The sequence below is a fragment of the Corallococcus exercitus genome, from assembly GCF_003611585.1.
Lineage (GTDB): Bacteria > Myxococcota > Myxococcia > Myxococcales > Myxococcaceae > Corallococcus > Corallococcus exercitus.
Genome location: NZ_RAVW01000131.1, coordinates 1 through 21,995 on the forward strand (window position 1 = coordinate 1; position 21,995 = coordinate 21,995).

At 71.4% G+C, this 21,995-nt stretch carries 15 protein-coding genes and 1 pseudogene; all 16 read left to right on the plus strand.

The features are described 5' to 3' along the window. Nucleotides 1-211, plus strand: a pseudogene (locus D7W79_RS44520) (hypothetical protein); the annotation flags it as partial. Continuing rightward, a complete protein-coding gene (locus tag D7W79_RS17950; protein ID WP_120526606.1) occupies nucleotides 212-1,354 on the plus strand; it encodes a Pvc16 family protein in 1,143 nt (380 codons plus the stop codon). Then, entirely contained in the window at nucleotides 1,351-3,390 is a 2,040-nt protein-coding gene (locus D7W79_RS44525) for an ATP-binding protein (protein WP_120526607.1), read from the plus strand. Before D7W79_RS17950 ends, D7W79_RS44525 begins: the two co-directional genes overlap by 4 nt. Beyond that, a complete protein-coding gene (locus tag D7W79_RS17960; protein ID WP_120526608.1) occupies nucleotides 3,387-3,659 on the plus strand; it encodes a hypothetical protein in 273 nt (90 codons plus the stop codon). Before D7W79_RS44525 ends, D7W79_RS17960 begins: the two co-directional genes overlap by 4 nt. Continuing rightward, nucleotides 3,656-4,327 carry a CIS tube protein gene (locus D7W79_RS17965; RefSeq protein ID WP_120526609.1) on the plus strand — a complete coding sequence of 224 codons (672 nt, stop codon included), beginning with the start codon at nucleotides 3,656-3,658 and terminating at the stop codon, nucleotides 4,325-4,327. The genes D7W79_RS17960 and D7W79_RS17965 overlap by 4 nt, the downstream gene beginning before the upstream one ends. A gap of 20 nt (nucleotides 4,328-4,347) precedes the next feature. Next, nucleotides 4,348-4,623 carry a LysM domain-containing protein gene (locus tag D7W79_RS17970; protein WP_120526610.1) on the plus strand — a complete coding sequence of 92 codons (276 nt, stop codon included), beginning with the start codon at nucleotides 4,348-4,350 and terminating at the stop codon, nucleotides 4,621-4,623. A gap of 6 nt (nucleotides 4,624-4,629) precedes the next feature. Next, complete coding sequence (locus D7W79_RS17975) at nucleotides 4,630-5,775, plus strand: phage late control D family protein (RefSeq protein WP_120526611.1); 1,146 nt, start codon at nucleotides 4,630-4,632, stop codon at nucleotides 5,773-5,775. Beyond that, on the plus strand, nucleotides 5,772-6,455 hold the full coding sequence (locus D7W79_RS17980) for a phage baseplate assembly protein V (protein ID WP_120526612.1): 684 nt from the start codon (nucleotides 5,772-5,774) through the stop codon (nucleotides 6,453-6,455). The genes D7W79_RS17975 and D7W79_RS17980 overlap by 4 nt, the downstream gene beginning before the upstream one ends. 7 nt (nucleotides 6,456-6,462) lie before the next feature. After that, nucleotides 6,463-6,942 (plus strand): hypothetical protein, encoded by a 480-nt coding sequence (locus D7W79_RS17985; protein ID WP_120526613.1) that lies wholly within the window; start codon nucleotides 6,463-6,465, stop codon nucleotides 6,940-6,942. A 12-nt stretch (nucleotides 6,943-6,954) separates the two neighbouring features. Further along, on the plus strand, nucleotides 6,955-7,323 hold the full coding sequence (locus tag D7W79_RS17990) for a GPW/gp25 family protein (RefSeq protein WP_120526614.1): 369 nt from the start codon (nucleotides 6,955-6,957) through the stop codon (nucleotides 7,321-7,323). After that, nucleotides 7,320-9,758 carry a baseplate J/gp47 family protein gene (locus tag D7W79_RS17995; RefSeq protein ID WP_120526615.1) on the plus strand — a complete coding sequence of 813 codons (2,439 nt, stop codon included), beginning with the start codon at nucleotides 7,320-7,322 and terminating at the stop codon, nucleotides 9,756-9,758. The genes D7W79_RS17990 and D7W79_RS17995 overlap by 4 nt, the downstream gene beginning before the upstream one ends. Next, complete coding sequence (locus D7W79_RS18000; protein ID WP_120526616.1) at nucleotides 9,755-12,274, plus strand: baseplate J/gp47 family protein; 2,520 nt, start codon at nucleotides 9,755-9,757, stop codon at nucleotides 12,272-12,274. Before D7W79_RS17995 ends, D7W79_RS18000 begins: the two co-directional genes overlap by 4 nt. Continuing rightward, nucleotides 12,271-15,654 (plus strand): hypothetical protein, encoded by a 3,384-nt coding sequence (locus D7W79_RS18005; RefSeq protein ID WP_120526617.1) that lies wholly within the window; start codon nucleotides 12,271-12,273, stop codon nucleotides 15,652-15,654. Before D7W79_RS18000 ends, D7W79_RS18005 begins: the two co-directional genes overlap by 4 nt. 53 nt (nucleotides 15,655-15,707) lie before the next feature. Further along, nucleotides 15,708-19,955, plus strand: coding sequence for a DUF6519 domain-containing protein (locus D7W79_RS18010; protein WP_120526618.1), 4,248 nt, complete (start codon nucleotides 15,708-15,710; stop codon nucleotides 19,953-19,955). A gap of 17 nt (nucleotides 19,956-19,972) precedes the next feature. Then, nucleotides 19,973-20,476 carry a hypothetical protein gene (locus tag D7W79_RS18015; protein ID WP_120526619.1) on the plus strand — a complete coding sequence of 168 codons (504 nt, stop codon included), beginning with the start codon at nucleotides 19,973-19,975 and terminating at the stop codon, nucleotides 20,474-20,476. A 93-nt stretch (nucleotides 20,477-20,569) separates the two neighbouring features. Continuing rightward, nucleotides 20,570-21,995 (plus strand): eCIS core domain-containing protein (locus D7W79_RS18020; protein ID WP_147441956.1); only part of this gene is annotated, 1,426 nt, incomplete at its 3' end.

Consider the following 21,995-nt stretch of genomic DNA (forward strand, 5'->3'; position numbering starts at 1 on the left):
CGCCGCGAGCGTGCGCCCCGTCCCCGCGCCCGCGCCGGAGCGCGCGCCTTCCCCCGCACGTCCCGCGCCACCGAGCATCTCCATCTCGGTCGGCCGCATCGAGATCGTCGGCGGCCGTGCGCCCGCGCCACGGCCGGTCACGGTGCACGCGCCGCGCGCGCATCAGATCGAGCCGGGGCTCCCGCTCGGTCCCTTCGGCGGGAGGTGGTAGGTGGCGACGTTCAACAACCTCTACCACGCGACCGAGGCCATCAAGCACGTCCTCGAGACGCGGATCACCCCGCCGCCGGGCAACGTGATCGCCGGCCCTCCGCCCGACAGCGCCATCACCATCGAGGAGCTGCGGGTGTCGCTCCTCTGGGTCAACGAGCAGGCGGGTCATAAGAACGACGGCTACATCCGCAACCCCGACGGCACGTCGTCACCGCCCCCTGCGTCGCTGTCCCTCTTCGTGCTGATCACCGGCTACGGCGAGGACCCCGAGACCAACTCCGCTGGCGCGCACCGCCTCATCGGCGAGGTGCTGCGGATCTTCCACTCGGAGCCGCACATCGAGCTGCCCATCCCGGCACTCCCGAGCAACAGCGGCAAGGGGAGGATCTCGCTCAACCTGGTGCCGCTCACGCCGGACCTGATGGAGAAGCTCTTCTCTCCGCTGCAGATCAAACACCGGCCGTTCCTGCTCTACGAGGTGGGGCCGGTGCAGCTCGTGAGCAGGCTCGCCGCGACCCCGGTGTCCCCGGTGGTGGCTCCGGGAGGCGTGGTGCTGACCGGGCCCTCCATCGCGACGCCGCCCAGGATCGCGCGGCTCGTGCCGAACAGCCTCGCCCAGGGTGGCTACCTGCGCATCGACGGCGCCTTCTCGTCTCCTGTCGACGCGGTCTGGGTTGGCACCCGGAAGTTCGTCGCCGGTGGCTTCGACGTCATCGAGCCGGGCCGCGCTCTCGGGCTCAAGCTGCCCACTGCGGGACCGAACGCGATCGAGCCGGGCGCCCAACGCATCTCGGTGATGAGCGGCAAGGTCGGGTCGGAGCCCGCCGAGCTTCGGGTCGTCCCGGCGGGCACCTGGTCGGTCGACGGACCGAAGGTCCTCTCCGTGGCGAAGGGCGCGCTCCTCAAGCTGGAGGGGCAGGGGCTTGCGTCCGCCACGCAGGTGTACTTCTGGCCGGACGGCGGCATCTTCGCGCCCAGCGACGTGCGCCGGATTGGCGGCCTCACCGTCACGCCCACCTCGGTCGAGTTCACCGTTCCCGACGTGCTCCCCGGCGACTACCGGTGCTCGGTCGAACTCACCCTCGGGGCCTCGGTGCCGGTGCAGTTCACCCCGTTCGTCACGGTGGAGGTCAAGGCATGAGTGGTGCCGCGCCTCCTCCCGTGTCCGCGCTCGCGCTCGCGCGTGAGCTGGCGCTGCTCGGCGCGGAGGCCGCTGTCCGCGAGCGCGAGGCCTCCACGTTCGACGCGGCGGCCGGGTTCGCGCATGCACCCGAACGGTTCCGTGAGCTCGGCGCCCGGATGCGCGCGTGCTTGCTCCAGCAGGACCCCATGACGGCCCGGTTGCGTGGCCGGCTCGGCCTCTCGGAGGAGGGCACCTGGCTCGTCGTCCTCGCCGCCGCGGTGGAAGCCCACCCGGAATGCGCCGCGGCAATGAGCATCCTCGCCGAGGACGAGCGCGTCCACCTGGTGACGCCGGCCGCGTTCGCCCGGCTCCTCGTGTCCGCGCAGGGCGTCCCCTTCGAGCGCGCCCTGTCCGAGGCGATCGCCGGAGGGCCGGCGGAGCGCATGGGCCTGCTGGAGCGCATCGAGGTGGCCGTCCAGAAGCCGCTCGCGCAGGTGCCCGTGCGTCTTTCCCCCGCCGAGGCCCGGCGCCACCTGCTCGGGGACGTGCCCGACGTCGAACCCACGCAGCTCGCCGTCACGCGCGAACCTCCCTCCCGCATGCTCGGGCTGCCCCGGGCGCTGGTGGAGGGCGCCCGTGCCATCCTCGACGAGGAAGGGGTCCTGTGCCTTCGCGCCGGGACGGCCCGCACGTCGCGCCAGCTGGGGCTCGACCTGGCCTCCGTGGCCGGTGAGACGGCCTTCCTCGTCGGCACGGGCGCGGACGAGCCGCCGGATGCGGCCGAGGTGATGCGCCTGCGGGGCGGGCTCCCCGTGGTGGACCTCCACGCCGCCTGCCAGTCGCGGCCCTTCCCCGAGCCGTGGATCCGGATGGTGTCGCGGCACCTCCCCGCGGTGGTGCTCCTCGTGCCACACAACGCGTACACCGGCGGCTGGCCCACGGTGGATCTTCCGGAGCTCGATCTCGATTCGCGCCGCCGCGTGTTCGAGGCCGAGTTCGGCGAAGGGCCCGTGGCCTCGGCGCTGGCCCTCCGCTTCCGCTCGAGCCTCGACGAGGTGCGCGCGGCCTCCCGCGCCGCAGCCACGAAGCAGCGCCTCTCGGGCGGAGCCTCCTCCGGGGTTGACGCCGAGGGCGTCGCGGCGGAGCTCCTCGCCCAGGGGGCGCGGAAGATGGGCCGGCTCGTCACGCACCTCTCCTCGCGCGCGGTGTTCGACGACCTCGTCGTCCCGCCGCACCTGCGCGACACGCTCGTCGACATCGTGGGCTTCTACCGCGCGGCGCCCCGGGTGCGCGCCGAGATGGGCCTCTCGGGCACCTCGCCGCTCGGCCGCGGCCTGTCGTGTCTGTTCTCTGGGAGCCCCGGCACGGGGAAGACGTTCGCCGCGCAGTGCCTGGCGAGCGCGCTCGGGCTCAACCTCTACCGCATCGACCTCAGCCAGGTCGTCTCCAAGTACATCGGCGAGACCGAGAAGGCGCTGTCGCGCGTGTTCGAGGAGGCCGAGGCGGGGCACGGCATCCTCCTCTTCGACGAGGCCGACGCGCTCTTCGGCAAGCGCAGCGAGGTGAAGGACGCGCACGACCGGTACGCGAACGTGGAGGTCGCCTACCTGCTCCAGCGCATGGAGTCCTTCGAGGGCATCAGCATCCTGACGACCAACCTGCGCAGCAACATGGACACCGCGTTCCTGCGCCGCCTGCGGTTCGTGCTGGAGTTCCCCATGCCCGACGCCTCCATGCGGACGTCGCTGTGGCAGCGCTCGCTGCCTCCCGCCGCGCGCTGGGCTCCCGGGCTGGACCTGCGGCCCTTCGTGGAGCGCTTCACCCTCGCGGGCGGGAGCATCTACAACATCGGTGTCTCGGCGGCGCACCTTGCCGCGGCTGAACCCGACGGCCTCGTGCGCATCGAGCACCTGGTCCGCGCCACCTACCGGGAGCTGGAGAAGGTCGGGCTCGGGCGCTCGCGGGAGGACTTCGGGCCGCTCGCCGTCCACCTTCCGGGCCAGGAGCAGGAGCTGAACGGCAAGCTCCGGGTCTGGGCGAGGGGGCGCGCATGAGCGGCATCTCCGTTCGCATCGACAGCATCTCCGTCATGGGCCTTTCCGAGGGGGCCGGCGAGCAGGCCGTCCAGGCGACGGTGCAGGACGCCCTGCGCAGGCTCGCCGAGCGCCTGGCGAAGTCTCCTCTCGCGCGCTCCGGGGTGAAGGAGCTCGCCCTGGAGCGGCTCTCGCTCGACACGCTCCCCGCGGACGAGCTGCTGTCCGAGCGCGGCGCGGAGCGGCTGGCCGACGAGCTGTATTCCGCCGTCATGAGGAGGTTCCCGTGAGCGATCCTGTCAGCTACCTGCGAGGCGCATTCATCGCGTATGAGCCGGGCGGCTACCCGAACGGCGACAAGCGGGTGATTCCGTTCCGCTTCAACCCCGAGATCCTGACCCGGGCCTTCCAGGTCGAGCAGGGCAAGAGCGGCTCCGGCACCGAGGGCGCGGCGAAGGGCTCCGGCAAGGGAGAGCAGGGGGCGGACGCCGCGAGCGGCAACGTCAAGCAGACCCTCACCGTGCAGGTGCGGTTCGACTTCGACGACCGCCTCCAGGGCGCGGAGAGCCTGCCTGCGGAGCTGGGCATCCTCCCGGAGGTCAGCGCGCTGGAGGGACTGCTCTTCCCGGCGGAGAGCCCGCAGGACCGGAGCTCCGACGGCAAGGAGCCCGTCAAGGCGCGCAAGCAGCGCCCCACCGTCCTGTTCGTGTGGGGCAAGAAGCGCGTGCTGCCCGTCCGCATCACCGGGATGAACGTCAACGAGACCCGCCACAACCGCGACTTGAACCCCATCCGCGCGGAGGTGGACGTGCAGCTGGAGGTCCTCACCGACGCCGACGCCAAGGACAACAAGGCCGTCCAGGACGCGCTCTCCTTCACCGCGTCCAAGCGCTCGGAGATGGCCCGGCAGTTCCTCGACACGACGGCCGCGCAGGGCACCAACATCCTGCCGCTCTGAAAGACGAAAGGCGCCCACCCGTGATCGACAAGACGAGCCGCTACGCGAAGACCCCCACGGACACCGCCACCGACGCCTCGGGGGAGGAGGTCACCCTCGTGTCGCTCCGCGAGATTCCGGCGACGGGTGGCGTCTTCTTCCACTCGCCCGGCGAAGGGGAGCGGCTGGACAACCTGGCCCAGCAGTACTTCCGCGATCCGAAGAAGTTCTGGCGCATCTGCGACGCCTCCAGCGTCCTCGACCCGTTCGACGTGCTCGTCCCCGGACGGCCCGTCCTCATCCCCCCGAACCGCTGAGGGACCATGCCGGATCCGCGCATGCTCGTATCCATCGATGGGGAGCCGATCGAGGCCTCGGTGCTCGGTCTGCTCACCCGTATCGAGGTGCGTGAGAGCGACGCGGACCCGAGCTTCCTCGCGCTGCGGTTCAACGCCACGCAGTCGCCCGAGGGCGAGTTCTCGCCGCTCGACGAGGGCCTCTTCGTGCCCTCCGCGAAGGTCTCCGTGCAGATAGAGCCGCCCGGCGGCAACTCCGTGCGCCTCTTCGAGGGCTTCGTCACTCACGTGCGACCGCACTTCGAGTCCGTCGAGTCGAACTGCTACGTCGAGGTGCTCGCCATGGACGCGGCCGTGCTGCTCGCCGCCGAGGAGCGGGTGGAGGCCTATCCCGACGTCACCGACACCGAGGCCGCGGAGAAGGTCTTCTCGCGCTACCAGCTCACGTTCTCCGGCGAGACGACCGGCACGCGCCACGAGGAGAAGAAGCAGCTCCTGGTCCAGCGCGGCACGGACTGGGAACTGGTCCAGCGCCTGGCCCGGCGCAACGGCTTCGTCTGCTACCTGGAGCCCGATCCGCAGAGCGGCGCCGTGACGGCGTACTTCCGGCCGCGCGCCATCAAGGACACGCCCCAGCCCGACCTCACCCTCCTGCGGGACGATCCCAACCTCAAGTGGCTGGACCTCCAGGCCACGATGACCGGGCCCACGCGCGTGAAGGGCGCGGCGATAGACCCCATTGGCAAGCGCATCGTGCGCTCCGATGGCAGCCCCAAGCTGGACCCGCTGGGCGAAGCGCTGGTGGGCGACGAGCTGGAGAAGGGGCTGAAGCAGGCGGGGGCGACCGGCGCCGTCACCCTGCTGCGCGACCCGTTTCCGGCGGAGACGGCCATCGCCGACGAGGGCTCGGCCGCCACCGACCGCGCGCTCTTCGCCGTCGAGGCGCGGGGCGAGGTGGACACGCCCCTGTACCGCGGGCTGCTCCGCGCGCGGCGCCCCGTGCTCATCAAGGGCGTGGGGCGGATGTTCGCGGGCGTCTACTACGTGCGCGCCGTCCGGACGACGGTGGACGAAGGGGTCATCAGCCAGACCTTCGTCGCCGAGCGCAACGCGCTGGGCCTTTCCGGAAGAGAAGACTTCGGCCAGAGCGCCGAGGAGGTTCCGCCGCAATGAAGGTGGAAGACCTGCTGCGCACGTTCGAGGAGCGGTTCGTTCACCGCTTCTATGGAAAATACGAGGCCGTCGTCACCGACAACCAGGACCCGCTGGAGATCGGCCGCCTTCGCGCGAAGGTGCCCGCCGTCCTGGGCGAGGACGTCGCGACGGGCTGGGCCCTGCCGTGCGTGCCCTACGGAGGCGGAAAGGACCGCGGCTTCCTGTTCACACCCGAGGTCGGTGACACGGTGTGGATCGAGTTCGCGGCCGGTGACCCGAGCCGGCCCATCTGGTCCGGCTGCTTCTGGGGCGCTCCCGAGAGCACTGGCCAGGCTGGAGACCTGGGCACCGCGAGCGGCACGGAGGTGCCCACCTCCGAGGACACGAAGGCCGGCCCGATGAAGCACGTGCTCCGGACCAAGGCGGGACACCGCGTCTTCATGGATGACGACGGCGGGCTCGTCGTGCTCGCCCACGGCGACGACAAGGTGGAGCTGCGCCTGACCAAGGACGGGGAGCTGATCATCAAGGCCGACAAGATCAAGCTGGGTGATGCCGCGAAGCAGGCCGTGGTCCTGGGCGACGACTTCATGCAGCTCTTCAACAGCCACACGCACCCGACCGGCGTCGGGCCTTCAGGGCCTCCTGCCCAGCCCATGCAGTCGAGCCACCTGTCGAAGAAGTCCTTCACCGAATAGGCCCGCCATGCCCCTCGTGTTCGACACGCTCAAGACCCAGCTCGAACAGACCTGGCTCGTCCCGGAGGGAGGCTCCTATCCCCAGGACGTGAACGCGTCCGGGGACCACTTCGCGACCGCGGTGTCCAGCTGGTTCGCGGCGGGGCAGGCGGCGGGCATCCCCTGTGCGACGGCGCTCGCGCGCAAGTCCCAGCTGGCGGCGGCGGCGGCGGGTGCGCTCGCCGCGCAGTCAGCGCAGGCCGCGGGCACCCAGCTGGCCATGGGCGTGGCGGCGTACATGGCGGGCCAGAGCTTCCCGCCCGGCACGGCGTCGTTCCCGGCCGCGGCGGGCGCGGCGGTGTCGCAGATGATCGCCGTGTTCTCCGACGTGAACGCGTCGGTGTCGCAGAAGGCGCAGCAGGTCGCCACGGCGTGCACGCTGCTCGCGTCCACGACCCTCGTCATCTTCCCCATCCCGCCCGGCCCTCCGCCCGCGCCCATCACCTGAGGAGGACACCCCATGGCCGATCGCTTCCTCCAGCATCCGTTCCGGTTTGGCGCCCAGGGCGGGGTCGCCGTCATCGATGACGCGGACAAGCACCTGCGCGACAAGATCCTCGCGGTCCTGTTCACCGCGCCGGGCGAGCGCGTCAACCGGCCGGACTTCGGCGTGGGCCTGAACCGCGCCGTCTTCGACGAGCTCAACGACCTGACGATTGGCGCGCTGGAGTTCCGCATCTCGCAGTCGCTCCGCCGGGACATCGGCGATGAGATCCTGGTGGACGGCGTGGACGTGGAGGCCTCCCCCGAGGACGGGGAGCTGTGGGTGAAGATCGCCTTCCGCCGCCGCACCGACCGCAAGCCTCGCAACCTGGAGGTGAGGCTGTGACCTCCCCGTGGCTACAGTGGTCCGGCCGCCATGGGACCGCGCTGTTCCAGGGCATCGACTACCTGGAGCTGAAGCTCCTTCCCGACGAACAGGCGCCCACGTCGGCGACCCTCGTCGTCCACCTCCAGCGGACCTGGGTCGCTCCCCAGTTCTCGGAGAAGAGCTTCGCCATCTCCGGCGGACTGCGGATCACCGACCTCGGCTTCACCTACGTGGGCGAGGACGGCGCCCAGAAGACCGTCACGCTCGCGCTGTCGAAAGTGGGGGACGCGTCCGAGTACACGTTGACGCTCCTCTCCGCTGGAGACGGGCCGTCCAGCCCGCGAGTCCACCCCTTCTTCGGGAGCGCGACGTTCGACTTCACGCTGAGCTGCGAGCGCGGCGACTGCCGTCCCCTCGCGGAGAAGCCCCCGAAGGCGATGCAGCCGCGGCCCGCGGTGGACCTGCTCACCAAGGACTTCGCGGGCTTCGTGCAGATGTTCGGCGACTGGGTGCGCGTGAAGAACCCGGCGTGGGCCGACCTGTCGCCCGCGGCCCTGGAGCGCGTGCTCGTCGAGTTGCTCGCGCACCACGGCGACTTCCTCAGCTACTACCAGGACCGCGTCGCCAACGAGGCCTTCGTCGACACGGCCAGCCAGCGGTACTCCCTCCGACAGCACGCGGAGATCCTGGGGACCCGGCTGTTCGACGGCACCGCGGCGGAGACGCTCCTGTGCTTCCAAGCCCAGAGCGACGGCTACCTGCCCGTGGGCGTTGAGATCACGACCCCGGCCGGAGCGAGCGGCGCGGAGGTGGTGTTCTGGCTCACCGAGCGGGCGCGGGTCCTCGCCGCGCACAACGTGCTGCCCATCGCCGCCTGGCCCGGGGCGGAGGACGCCATCATCCCCGCGGGTTCGAGCGAGGTGCTCCTCTGGGGCTCGGTCGAGAACCTCTACGTGGGCCAGACGCTGGCGTTCGTGCAGGGCAACCACTTCGCCACGACGCCGCCGGGCGAACCCGTCCCTCCCGCGCAGATCGTGACCCTCACGGGCTTCCGCCACGAGCGGCTTCCCGGCTGGACGGCCTCCGCCTCCGACGCCCCGCACGCGAACGAGTCCGAGGTCACGGTCGTCGCGTTCGAGCCGCCGCTCGGCACCGCGGTGCGGCCGGCATGGGGTGAGCCGGACGCGCTCCAAGTTCACGGCAACCTGGGGCGGGCCCGGTTCGGCCGGTCCCGGCAGGATCGCTACAGCCGCTCCGAGGCGGCCTTCTCGCGCGACCGCCAGAGCTACGTGCTGGAGCGGCGGCCAGGATTCTCGCACCTGCTGCTGCGCGCGCTGCGGCTCTCGGAGACGCAGGTCGTGTTCGAGTCCTCCGTCACGGCGGCGGGGCTCACGGTCTCCTCGGTCCGAGTGGAGCTCTCCATCGGGTCGGAGAAGTGGCAGCGGGTGGAGCACCTGCATGCCTCCCAGTCGTTCGACAGGCACTTCGTCGCGACCGCCGACGAGGACGGCTCGCTGTGGCTGGAGTTCGGCGACGGCAAGCAGGGACGCGCCGTTGAAGTCTGGTCCGAGGACGCGCTGAGCCAGGCGCAGCAGAACAGCGAGCAGCTCCCCGGCGACATCGTGGTGGACTACCGCACGGGAGACGCCGTCGCGGGCAACGTGGGCGCCGGCGTCCTGACGCGCTTCGTGCCCGGCCAGTCCGCCGTCGCCGGCTTCACCGGGCTGCGCGGAGTCAACGTGCTCCCGGGCAGGGGCGGGCTCCGGGCGGAGACACGGGAGGCCGTGCGCCTGCGCATCCCGGCGTCGCTGCGGCATGGCCCCGTCGAGCGCGCCGTCTCGCTCGCCGACTACGCCGCGGCCGCCGCCACCGTGAAGAACGTGGGGCGCGCGACCGCCAGACTCCTGGGCGGGCCTTTCAACGCAGTGCTCGTCCTGGTGGATCCGGAAGGACAGGCGGGGCTCTCCGAGCCGCTCCGGCAGGCCGTGTTCGACCGTATCGACGCGCTGCGCATGACGGGGCGGGAGCACTTCGTGAGCGCCGCGGAGTACGTGCCCATCGACGTGCGGCTCGGCATCTGCGTGGAGCCGGGTTCGCTGCCCCACCGCGTGCGCTCGGCGGTGCTCGCGGCGTTGCGGCCCGGCTCCGCCGCCAACCCGGGCTACTTCCACCCGGACCGGCTGAGCTTCAGCGACGCGCTGGAGGTCGGTGAATTGCTCGCGTTCGTGCAGCGCATCCCGGGGGTGCGGTCGGTCAAGGCCCTGCGGTTCCGCAAGCTCAAGGTGCTGTCTCCGACCGAGGTCGAGCCGCGAATCACGCTCGCGCCGACCGAGGTCGTCCGCAACGACGGCGACGACGACATGCCGGACCACGGCAAGCTGAAGGTCCTCGTCGTCGGGCTGGACGCGGGCGTCACCGAGAAGGACTTCGTCATCGAGGAGGTCGCCCCGTGAGCCGCCCACCGCGCTTCCGCACCGCGTACTCCACCACGGGCGAGCCCCTCGCGGGCCGGACCGTGCTCGACTACCTGCCGGACGAGTTCGCCGACCTGCTCGATGAGCAGCGGACGCTGGCCTCGCACGAGCTGGGCTTTCCACCCTCCACCGCGCAGGGCGACTTCGCGGGCACGCTCATGGAGCTCGCGGCGCTCCTCGGCCACACGCTGGGCGCCTATCAGGACCGGTACGCGAACGACGCGTTCCTGGGCACGGCGCTCACGGCGAAGGCGCTGGTGCGCCACGGACGCCGCCTGGGCTACGAGCCGGGACCGGGCCTCGCGGCCACCGGGTACGTGGTGCTGACCCTCAAGGAAGGCGTGTCCGGCACCGTGCTCCGGGGCCTGGCCATGGGCTCGGCGTCCGTGGGCGAGAAGAAGGCGCAGGACTACGAGACGACCGAGGACGTGACCGTCAGCGCGGCGTGGAGCGAGCTCTTCCCGTACGACGCGCTCGCGGTCCTGCCGCTCGCCTGCAAGTCGACGTTCGAGGTGGAAGGGACGGGCCTCGGCATCGCGCAGGGCGACTTCGTGGTCCTCGAGCGGGGCACCACCATCACCGCGCACGAGGTGAGCGCACCGCCCGTGGAGGGTGGGGGACGGACGCGGCTCACGGTGAAGCAGCCCCTCACCGGCAGCGACAGCGACTTCCCGGGCGCCGTCGTCTGGGCGAAGCCGGCGCACGACCTGCACCTCTTCGGCTGGGACACGCCGGCCTCTTCGTTCACGGAGGCGGAGCTGCAAGGCGGCGAGCTTCCGGCCAGCCCTGATTCGTACCCCGCCTCCGGCTACACCGTGACGCCCGCGTACGACGCGAACGACCTCTATCTCTCCGAGGAGCTCAAGAAGTCGGTCGCCGGTTCTCCCGGGGTCCGCGTCACCAGCGCGGGGCCCTCGGCGCTCAAGGTCACGGCGGAGGCGTCCAGGAACGTCACGTTCTCCAAGGTCCGCCACGTGGTCGTCCAGATTCCGGTGGACCCCACGAAGCCGGACGGGGCCAAGACCACCGTGCTGAATGAGACGCCCACCGTGAGCGTGGCGCGCACCGTGACCGCCCTCCAGGCGAAGGCGGGCGGCACGACGCTGACCCGGAGCGGTCAGGACATCCGCACCAGCCGGTGGCTCCTCGGCTTCGGCGTGAAGGTCCCCCTGGTCGCGACCGGACCCAATCCGGTGACCGTCACGCAGCCCGGCTCGACGCCCGTCCGGCTCGACCGTCAGGCTGCGGACCTGGAGCCCGGCCGGCTCGTCGCGCTGGGAGAGCGCGGAGGGGCAGGGCGCTTCGAGGTCGTGCGCCTCACGACGGTGGGGTCGTGGGCGGACGGCGCGGGTGCCGTGCGGACGCAGGTCACCTGGGAGCCCGTGGAGCCGCCCGAGGCTGGCGCCCCGTGGGCGCTGGGGACGCTTCGCATCCTGGGCAACGTCGCGCGCATCTCCCACGGGAAGACCGCGACGGAGGTGCTCGGCGGCTCGGACGGGAGCACGCCCTTCCTGCGCCTCCCGCTCAAGCAGAAGCCGCTCACGTACCTGCCCTCGCCGGACGGCGCGGAGCCCGAGCTGGAGGTCCGCGTGGCCGACGTGCTGTGGCGCCGCGTCGTGGACTTCGTGGGGGCGTCGCCGGAGGACCGGTGCTACCTGGTCCAGCGCGACGAGACCGGCACGGTCAGCGTGGTGTTCGGGGACGGCCTCCAGGGCGCCATTCCCTCCTCCGGGAGGAACCACATCGTCGCGACGTACCGCACCGGCATCGGCCCGGATGGCGACGCGGACGCCTTCGCCGTGAGCCGCCTCAAGAAGGCGCATGCCCTGGTGGAGCGCGTGGCGAACCCGCTCGCGGTGAAGGGCGGCGCGGCCCCGGCCGAGCCCGAGGACGTGCGCACGCAGGCGACGGGCTACATCCGGACGTTCGACCGCGCCGTGTCCGTGGAGGACCACAAGCAGCTGGCGCTGCTGTTCCCCGGCATCGTGAAGGCGAGCGCGGAGTGGACGAAGCTCGAGGGCGACGTGGAGGGCATTCGCGTGGTGGTCGCCGACGCGAAAGGCACGGCCGCGACCGCGTCCTCGGTGAAGGCGTTCCTCCAGGCCCGCCGTGACACCACCGTGCTGCTCGACGTGGTGGGCCCGGAACTCGTCGGGCTCACGCTCAAGCTGTCGCTGGAGAGCGACCCGTCGTACCTGAGGGAGACCGTCGAGCGCGCGGTGCGTGACGCGCTCTGCGGCACCTCGGAGGCCGAGCCGGGCCTCTTCGCCTTCGTGGCCCGAGACCTGGGACAGCCCGCGTTCCTGAGCGAGGTCTACGAGCGCATCGAGCGTGCCGCCGGCGTGCGCTTCGTCAAGCTGCTCCTGTTCGACACCCTCGAAGAGGTCGGCAAGGGCCAGCCTCCACGGGTGGCTGACACCGTCATCGCGCGGCCGAACCAGATGCTCGTGCTCGCGCCCCAGGACATCGAAATCCTTCCCCCGGAGGTCCCATGAGCGGCGAAGGCGGCGACACCCCCACGCTCGACCCCGGCGTCCGGAGCCTCGTCACGGACCTGCTCTATTCGCACCTGCCGGCGCTCTACCGAGTCGTCGACATGGCGGAAGGGACGCGCGAGCCCCAGAAGTCTCTCGCCCCCAAGGGCGTGGAGGAGCTCTACAAGTTCCTGCGCATCCTCGCCGCGCCCATCGCGCGGACGCGGCAGAACATCGAAGAGCTGCACGCGGACCTCTTCATCGACAAGAGCGCGGACTGGGTTCTGCCGTACCTCGCGGACATGATCGGGATGAGGCTCGTCTTCCCCGAGGCTCCGTCCAACCGGCGCGACGTGCGCGGCACGGTCGGGTGGCGCCGCCGCAAGGGCACCCCCGCCATGCTGGAGGAGATGGCGGGAGACCTCTCCGGTCAGCTGGCGGTGAGCCGCGAGGGGTGGAAGCGGATCCTGCTCGCCCAGGACCTGGACCTCTACCGGCCCGAGCGGACCATCGCCGGGCTCGGGGCGGCGACGATCGCCGAGCGCGCGTCGGGCCCGCTCGACACCGCGTTCCACGCCGTGGATCCGCGCCGGATTGGCCGGACCACCGGGCGCTACCATCCCAAGCACGTCGCGCACTGGCTGTACCCGACGAAGCTGTTCCCCGTCACGGAGGGAACCGCGAGGGACCGCACCCTCTACGACGGCGGCGGGGCACCCAAGGTGGACTACCGGTTCGCCTTCCACCCGCTGGGCGCGGACGTGCCCCTCCGCGTGCGGCGCGCCTCGGCGGAGGACCGGCTCGCGGGGGATCGCGTGCCGCCGCTGCACTTCGCCGAGCGCCCGGGGGACTACTTCGACCAGGAGGGTGGCAGCGGCGCGCGCTTCACGGTGCGCTTCACGGGCCTGCCCGCCGCCGTCGCCACGGCCTCGAAGGAGGCCCGGGCCTCCATCCGCCTGCCCGCGGAGCGCGCGCTCGCCGCGGACCTCTGTGACGTGCTGCTGCTCTCGCACGTGGCGGAGCGGCTGTCGTCGCCGGTCCAGGTCGGAGTGATGGCCGTGCCGCTCACCGGCGCGGATGCCAACGTGCCCAACCGCGCCGCGGGCGTGCTTCGCGGCGCGGTGCGGATTGAAGCGCGCGGTGGGACCTCGTCCCTCGGCTTCGCGGGGCCCGTGGCGGGGCCGTATGCCGTCATGCTGCGGCTCGTGGCGGACGGAGGCGCGGGGTACTTCCCGGGCGCCGTCATCGAAATCGCCTGCCGCGCGCCCTCGGCCGCGATGCCGCCCGCGGATCCGCGCCTCGCCACGATGGGGTTCCTCGCCGGCGCGCTCGCCGTGGAGCTCCCCGCGACGTGGGTGGTGGGAGAGCGGTGGTTGTTCGTCGCGGCGGACGGCAGCGTGTACGACGCGGATCCCCCAGGCACCGCGCTGGTCGTCACGCCACAGGGGCTGCGTCTGCCCGGAGAGGCGCTGTCGGCCGGGCCGGGACCGGCGTGGCCCCCGCTGCCGCTCACCTCCGAGCCCGAGCCGTGGCGGAGCCTTCCCTCCGCGACCGCGCGGGGGCCGGTGGTGGTTCACGGTCCACGCGCGCTCGACGTGTCCGGGGCTCCGGTGACGGCGGGCAACGCCGTGGCGCTGCGGCTGGTGTTCGCGCTCCGGGTCAAGAACCTCATCCGCCCCTTCCTCCAGCTGGCGTGGACGGGCTCGGACCCCACGGCGGTCACCGCGTGGAAGGCCTTCAAGGAGGATGGCACCGACGTGACGAGCGCGGCGGAGCTGCGCACGGCGTGGGCGTTCTTCGCGCGGGAGGCCGCGGCCTCGCGGGACGATGCCGAGCTCTGGCTCCGGTTGGAGTCCGACACGAAGCGCATCCTCCTGCCGGCATGCGAGGTGTCATTCACGAGCGACCAGGCGGAGGCGGTCCTCATCCACCTTCCGGCGCTCGAGACGAAGGTGCCGCCGCTCGCGGGGTGGTCTCCGTCACTCGCCTTCGCGAGCGAGGCCGTGTCGGTGAGGCTCGACGGCTCGACGGTCTGGGCCGGCAGCCTGCAGGTGGCGCGCTTCGCGTGCGGGGCCATCACCCCCATTCGCGAGGCGAAGACGCTCCGCCGCCGCCAGCTCCGGCAGCGCACGCTGTGCTGGTGGAAGAACGAGGACCCGATGAGCCCCCAGCTCGGCCTCGCGACGCCAGCGGGCTTCCTGGACATCGATCCCGCGCACGGGCTGTTCTCGTTCGCGAAGAGCGAACCCGCGGCGCCGTTCACCGTGGCCTCGGTGCACACGGGGGCCGCTGGCTGGCCGCCGCGCCCGGTCACGGTCGACTACCTGGAGGGCTACTCGTTCCACACCGGGGCCCGCCCCGACGCGCGAGAGCCCCTGCTCGCCGAGGAGCTGCCGGCGCCGACGCGGCTCGTGCTCGGAGGGGGCAGCCTGCACCGGGGCGCGCCCCTCTCGTACCAGGCACTCCCGCGCTACTCGACGCTCGGGGAGGCGCTCGCCGCCGTCGTCGCGGAGGGTGTGAAGGCGGCGGCGCACGAGATCATCCAGATTGAAGACAGCGCGACGTATGCGGAGAGCGCGCTGGTCTGGCCGGCCAACGTGACGTCGCTCACCGTCCAGGCGGCGGAGCTCCACCGGCCCGTGCTCCTGCTCGGCGCGGCGTGGGCGAGCGGCGCGCCCCCGACGTACGAGAGGCTGACACTGCACGGGCTCGCCATCCGGCAGACCACCTATCCGGGGGCGCCGCCGGTTCCGGCCACGCTGGCCCTGGACCTGCCACCCGCGAAGGAGGTCGACGTGCGGTTCTGCACCGCGCTGACGCCACATGACCTCTGGCGGTTCACGGCCGCGGCCGGCTCGGACACGGCCATCAACCTCTTCCGCTGCCTCGCGCCCAGGCTCCAGGTGAACGGGGCCGCCACCGTCATGGTGGAGGAGAGCGTGCTCGACGCCGCGGGCGGAATGGCCGTCCTGGCCATCGACAGCGAGGTCCGCTTCGAGCGCTCGACGGTGGTGGCCCTGCGCGCGGACCTGGGCGGCGGGCCTTCGGTGGACGTGCGCGTCATCGAGGCGAGCGAGAGCCTCTTCACCGACGTGGCGCGGGCGCGTGACCGGTTCCACGGCTGTGTCCGCTACAGCCGCGTGGAGCCGGAGAGCCTGCTGCCACGCAGACATCGGGTCACCGAGGACATTCCCCTGTTCGTCACGCGCGACCGGACCGATGCCGCGCACCTCCGTCTGTCCGAGGAGTGCCCGAGGTCCATCACGCGCGGCGCGGAGGATGGCTCGGAGATGGGAGCGTTCCACGGCGCGCGCTTCGCGCAGCGGGGCGATGCGTTGCTCACGAGGTTGATCGAATACACCCCCGCGGGGCTCCAGACGGGGCTCCTGCGGATGGACTAGCGCGCCGGGCCAGATGGCTCGGCGACACCTGAGACACCGGCGAGAGAACGACAATGAAAGGTGACTTCACCAGAGGCCATCGCCCGGATGCCCGGCGCAAGGAGAAGTACCGGCGCGTGCTCCTGCAGGAGGGGCGGCTGGTCCTTGATAGCGACATCGCGGCCAGCGTCGACGCGGCTGACACGCTGCTGCGCGACCTGGCGTCGGACGTGGGCTGTGAACAGGGCAGTCCGAACCTGGGCTACCTCGCGACGCCGGGCCCGCTGCTCGCGGTGTTCGAGACGCTCGACGGCGTGACGCTGCCAGCACCGGGCGGCACGTTCGTGGCGTACCGCGACTACGGGGCGAAGTACCACGAGCGCTTCCCGTCCCTCTACGTGGGGGCGAAGGTGGCGGGCGGCTTCATCCCCATCCACGCCCGCCGCAAGCTGGGCAAGGCCCGGTATCCGAAGGTCCGCCTCTGGCTGCGGGCCAACGCGAGCGTCGAGGTTCGGATCCAGGGCGTCAGCGCGGTGGCCGTCGCCGCGAACGACGCGACCACCTTCAAGCCGTACGACGTCCTGGTGCCCGCGGGCGTCCCCGCCGAGTACGACACGTTTGAAATCGGCTTCTCCGCGGCGGGCGCCTCGAACGAGGCGTGGATCGGCTTCATCGAGGGCTTCGAGGCGGCCACCAAGGCGCCGCTGTTCTCGTACACGCGCGGCCGGTACTACTTGAACGGCCTCGCGGTCGAGTCGGCGGACGACGGGATGTTCTGGGAGTCGACCTTCCCGACCAGCAAGGGCTTCGGCTCGGGGGACACGACGCCCGTCGCGGGAAGCTACGTGGTCGCCTACCTGGAAGGGTGGGAGCGGCTCATCACGCGCATCGAGGATGGCGGCATCCTGGAGCAGGCGCTGGGCGGCGTGCTCGACACGACGGTGCGCTCGAAGGCGGTGGGTCAGGTCAAGCTCGCCGTGTTCGCGAATGACGGGAGCAATCCGCTCGCGGGTCAGGGCGACGTGCCTGCCGCGTTCGCGAAGGTCGACGCGGGCACGGGCAAGCTGAAGCTCACCACCAAGGTGGCCCCGGACAACCTGGACCCCTGCGCGATTCCCGAGGCCGGCGGCTACACGGGCGCGGACAACCGCTTCTACCGGTTCGAGGTGCACAAGGGAGGCGCCCTCGGGAGCGTCGAGATCAAGTGGTCGAAGAACAACGGCTCGGACGTGTTCGCCGTCGCCTCCGTGGCGAACACGCTCACCAGCCTGACGCTCGCGCCCGGCGCCGAGGTGAAGGACGGAGACCTCATCGAGCTGATCGACGAGACCGACGACCTGGGCGACAGCGCCCCCGCCGAGGTCGCGCTCGGAGCGAAGTCGTTCAGGGCCTCGCAGCGCTCGGTCGGGCAGCTCTTCTACGCGGAGACGACGGCCACCTCCGGGCAGCTCAAGCTGCGCGACGCGGTGACGCGGCTGCCGGTGAACGTGCCGGGGGACTTCGCCAACAAGGTCCAGGCTCCTCGCAAGGCGCGGGTCTGGCACGGCCTGCTGGTCACGAAGCCCAAGGCGCTGGGAGACCCGCCCGTCACCGTGTTCGACCTGGGCGATGGCATCACCATCGAGCTCTTGGGCGCGGCCTTCCGTCCGGGGGACTACTGGCAGCACGAGGTGCGCAAGATCAAGGACAACCAGAACGGTCCCTGGCAGGAGTCACCCCACGGTCCGGAGCGGCTGTTCGCGCCGCTGGCGCTGTTCCAATACACGGGTGAGTCCGCGCCGCTCCTGCTCGTGCGCTGGTACGACCACCAGTACTCGGCGCTCTGCGAGCTGAACGCGGACGACATCGCGTACGACGGCGGCAAGGTCGGCACCGACGCGGACACCGTGCAGGAGGCGATCGACGAGCTGTACGAGAAGGAGGACGGCGGGTGCTGCGACGTGTCGCTCTCGCCCTCCGAGGGCCAGGCGGACGACACCGCGCGCATCCAGAAGGCCATCGACGACGCCGTCGAGGGCGGGACCCTCTGCCTGGAGCGCGGCATCTACCGCATCCACGGGACGCTGAAAGTCGCTGGGAAGCGGGTGACGCTCGCCGGGTGTCCGCACGCGACGCTCCTGGGCCTTGGAGGCGACGCCCCGGTGTTCTTCGTGGATGGGGACGCGTGCCTCACCCTGCGCGATCTCCTCGTCTTCGCGCGCGAGACGTCGGGCCCCATCGTGCAGCTCACGCTGTCCGGGGATTCGCCAGGGGGCGAGGGGAACGAGGAGATCGTCCTGACACGGATCCGCCTGGAGCGCACGGCGCTGGTCCACCCCGGAGATGATGGCATCGCGATCCGGGTCGCCGAGCCCGAGCTGCCGGTCATCAAGCCCGAGGAAGCGACGCCGTTCGAGCTGTACCCCGACATCCGGGGCGGCACGTCCATCCACGCCGAGGACTCGATCCTCCTGAGCACGTGGGGCGTCCTCGCTGAGTACGTGTTCGTGGCCGAGCTCGTCGAGTCGGTGGGGGTCTTCGAGAAGGCCGGCATCCACTCCAAGGGGATCGGAAGCCTGCGGCTCCGGGGCAGCTCATTCCAGGGCTGGCTCGACCTGGAACGCCGCAAGGTCCTCGCCGATGCGCCGGACGAGAAGCTCGAGCAGGCGGTCACGAAGCTCCTCGAGTCGAACGTCCGCTACTTCTCCGACGAAAGCGTCGGCCTCGTGGCGGGGCAACTCGATTATGGGCGGAGCGTCATCGAGCGGTGCGCGTTCTTCTGCGGGACCCCGGTGTTCCTCGGGTACACGTACAACCTCGAGTCGGTCGGCAACGAGTATTCGGGCTCGAGGACGGGCGTCCGGATCGACGTCCTGTACCAGGCCCGGATGTCCGGGGACCGATTCACCGGGTACGGCGCGGCCGGGCTCTGGCTCCCACGGCTAGTCGATACCGTGGACATCGAGGGGTGCTCGTTCGCGGGCCTGCGCGGCATCCTCTTCGCGGCTCGGGCTGACGGCAGCCCGCTGCCCGCCACGGAGATCACGTATCCAGGCATCTATGCGCTCAACCTCCACAACAACCACTTCACGGCCTATGGCGTAGGCATCCAGTTCGGGCCGACCCTCCAGCCGAATGAAGAGGAGAGCGGTCCGCCCGTGGTGAACATGGAGGGGATCGCGGTGACGGCGAACCGCTTCCAGGCTGTCTCCGTGGGGGTCGCCTGCATGCTCACGGCTCCGCCTCCCTGGGAGGGGGAGCAGGCCGTGCGCAGCCACCGGCTGCGCGTCGCGGACAACCAGATCAACGCCGCGGTCGGGGTGCTCACACTGGGGAACGACGTGGTCGTGCAGGGCAACACCGTGCGCGGCCAGCAGATGATCTTCTCCAACGAGGTGCTCGGCCTGCCGATGCTCAATGCGAGGCAGATCGGCCTCTACCTGTCCGACGGCGGCCACCTCGCCGTGCAGGACAACATCATCTCGCTCAACGCGGAGTCCCAGGTCGAGAAGGGTGGGAGCGTGGGCATCCTGCTCTCCGAGCGTTGGAGCGAGGGAGAGCGCGACGACGTCCTGGTCCAGGGCAACACCGTCACCGCGTCGGTTCCGTTCTGGGCCACCGCGGGCGAGACGGGCGCCGGGACGCACGAGCTCGTCGTGGAAGCGAACCGCTTCACCGGGCTGGGATGCAGGGGCGAGCAGCTCTACCGCTGCACCGTGCGCGGCAACGTCTTCACGGGCGGGCTCCGGATCGGCAGCGGGAGCAGCAACGTCGTGTCCGGCAACAGGCTGGAGCTGGCCCAGAGCAGCCACATCGCGCTGGGCATCACCAATGCGTCGGGGGACTGGCAGGTCGAGGACAACCGCGTCGAGGGGAGCATCGTGCTCACCCCCTACACGTACACGACCTCCGGAGTGGCGAGCACCTCTCCGCGGTTCATCGAGTCCCTGCAGCCGTGGGTGGCTCCGGCGAACGCGGTCGCCAGGGGCACCGTCCGGGTCGCTGAGGTCCAGTCGATCTTCCAGACCTACCTGCCTGCGCTCGCCGTGGGCCTGGTCGTCCGGGAGTTCGCGTACAACGCCCAGGTGGAGGGGAACTGGGTGTCGGGGGATCTGGTTGTCGGCCTGCCGAACGTGACCGTGAAGTCGCCGTACGACACGTATTCGTCGGGGGTCCCGGACGCGACCTCCGGGCTCCAGATCGTGGGCAACCGGGCGGACTCCATGCTCGTCACGAACGCGTACAGCCGGATCGTGTTCGCGCACAACTACGCGGTGGACTTCAGCATCCCGAACTGGAGCCAGACCGGCGTCATCACCGCTCCCAACTACAACGCACCTTGACGAGGAGGACGCACTTCATGCGACCGACGCAGAACATGAAGAAGGTCGTGAGGCCCCCCGAGGGCAGCGCCCCACGCCCCACACTGCCCGCGCCCAAGAACCCGGGCGCGCCCGTGGCCGCGCGGCGCGCGCAGCTGGAACAGCGGCTCAAGTCGATTCGCGAGCTCTCGGGCAGCGCCACGCTGACGCAGACGATGACCGCTGGACGGGAGCTCATCCAGGAGCTCGCGAAGGCCGCGCTGCAGGGCAAGAAGGAGCTTCCGCAGACCCCGCCGGGCACCAGCGTTCCGACTCCTCCCCCGACGAAACCGCCCACCAAGGCGGAGGCCGCGAAGATCGAGGAGGCCGAGCGCAAGGCGCTCGAGGCCTGGACGGGCATCGAGAAGGACTCACAGGAGCGGCTCGCGCTCCGCATCCGAAGGGGCGAGGCGAGGCTGCGGGCGCTGATGGCCTATCAATCCGCGCGCGCTCGGGGGCTCGGCGGGCCGAAGAGCCAGCCGCGGAAGTCGGAGAAGGGCTGACGGCGGGTGGGACAGCCGGCCTCGAAGACTCCGGCGCCTACGAGCGCGCCGACCACGGCGGCCCCCGCTTCAAGGGCCGCTGAGTCCGCCGGTGTGTCCCACGCGGCCGAGCCGGGCTTCTCCGGCGGCAGTCCTCTGGGGCCCTCGACCCGGTCGCGGATGGAGGGCGCCTTCGGGCGCTCGTTCGACGGGGTGCGCGTGCACACCGACGCGCGCGCCGCGGGCTTCGCCGCCGAGCATCAGGCCGAGGCCGTCACCACCGGGCAGGACATCGCCTTCGGGACGTCGAAGTACCGCCCCGGGACCGAGGGCGGCGACAGGCTGCTCGCGCACGAGCTCACCCACGTCGTGCAGCAGGGCAACTCCGCGCGGGGCGCGCCCCAGGCCAAGAGCGAGGTCTCCACGCCGAACGAGCCTGCCGAGATGCAGGCTGATACGGCCGCCTCCAGGGTGATGTCGGGACAGCCCGCTGGCGTCACGGAGGGTGGGTACTCGGGGTCGACGCGGAACCGGCTGATGCGCAAGGCGCTGTCCGGTGCGGGCGCGCCGGCCCTGAGCGTGCCGGTGCCGGTGCCAGGCAAGGCCACCGAGACCGCCGGGCCGACGGAGGCGAAAGACGCCAACGGCACAGAAGTCACGGGCGGGCCGCCAGGGAAGAAGCGGAAGAAGCCAGAAGAGGCCGGCGCGGAGGCGGAAGCAGGCGAGGCCGCAAGAGCGCAGGAGCAGACGCCCGGAGAAGACGGCGCCGGTCCGGAAGCGAAGACGGCAGCGGAGCGGCAGGCCGGCGTGGAGGAGCCCGCACCCGTCCGGAAGAAGCTGGGAATGAAGCAGGGCCCCGGAGCGGCCGTGGGCGGTGGCCTCGCCGGCAGGCTCGCGCGGTCGCTGCGGGCGAAGGAGACCCGGGGAGAGGAGAAGCCCGCGCTGTCGCCCGGTGCGAACGAGGCGCTTCGCGAGGCAGCGGAGTCCAGCCGGGCGCCCGGATCCGCTGGGGCGAAGAAGGAGGAGGGCAAGGCCGCTGAAGCCAGGACGGCGGGGCTCCAGACGCCAGAAGGAAAGGCCCCCGCTGAAGTGGCCCGGCCGCGTGAGGCGAGTCTCGCGGGTGAGGCCGGCCAGGAGAAAGCGTCGGTTGAGGCGAAGGCCGGTGTCGCCGGGAAGGAGCCAGGAGCGCCAGTCGAAGGCAAGGCCGACACGAAGGACCAGGGCGCTCGGGGCAAGGACGCAAAGGGCGCGGAGGCAGAGGGCGCCCGGGGCAAGGGCGGCAAGGGCGCGGAGGCAGAGGGCGCGGAGGGTGCCGCAGGGCCCGGGAAGAAGCCGGGAGGACCCGAGGGTGAAAAGGGCCTCGCGGGAGAGAAGGAAGCGGGCGCGGGGAAGGGCAAGGGCGGTGACGCGAGCGCGAAGGCCGAAGGCGAGGCCAGGGCCCGGCAGGGGGTCCCCGGGGATGTGAAGAAGGCGCTCGGGGGCGCGAACGAGAAGGGCCTGGCGGGCGCTTCCCCGGCGGCGGCGGAACGCGAGCCGGCGG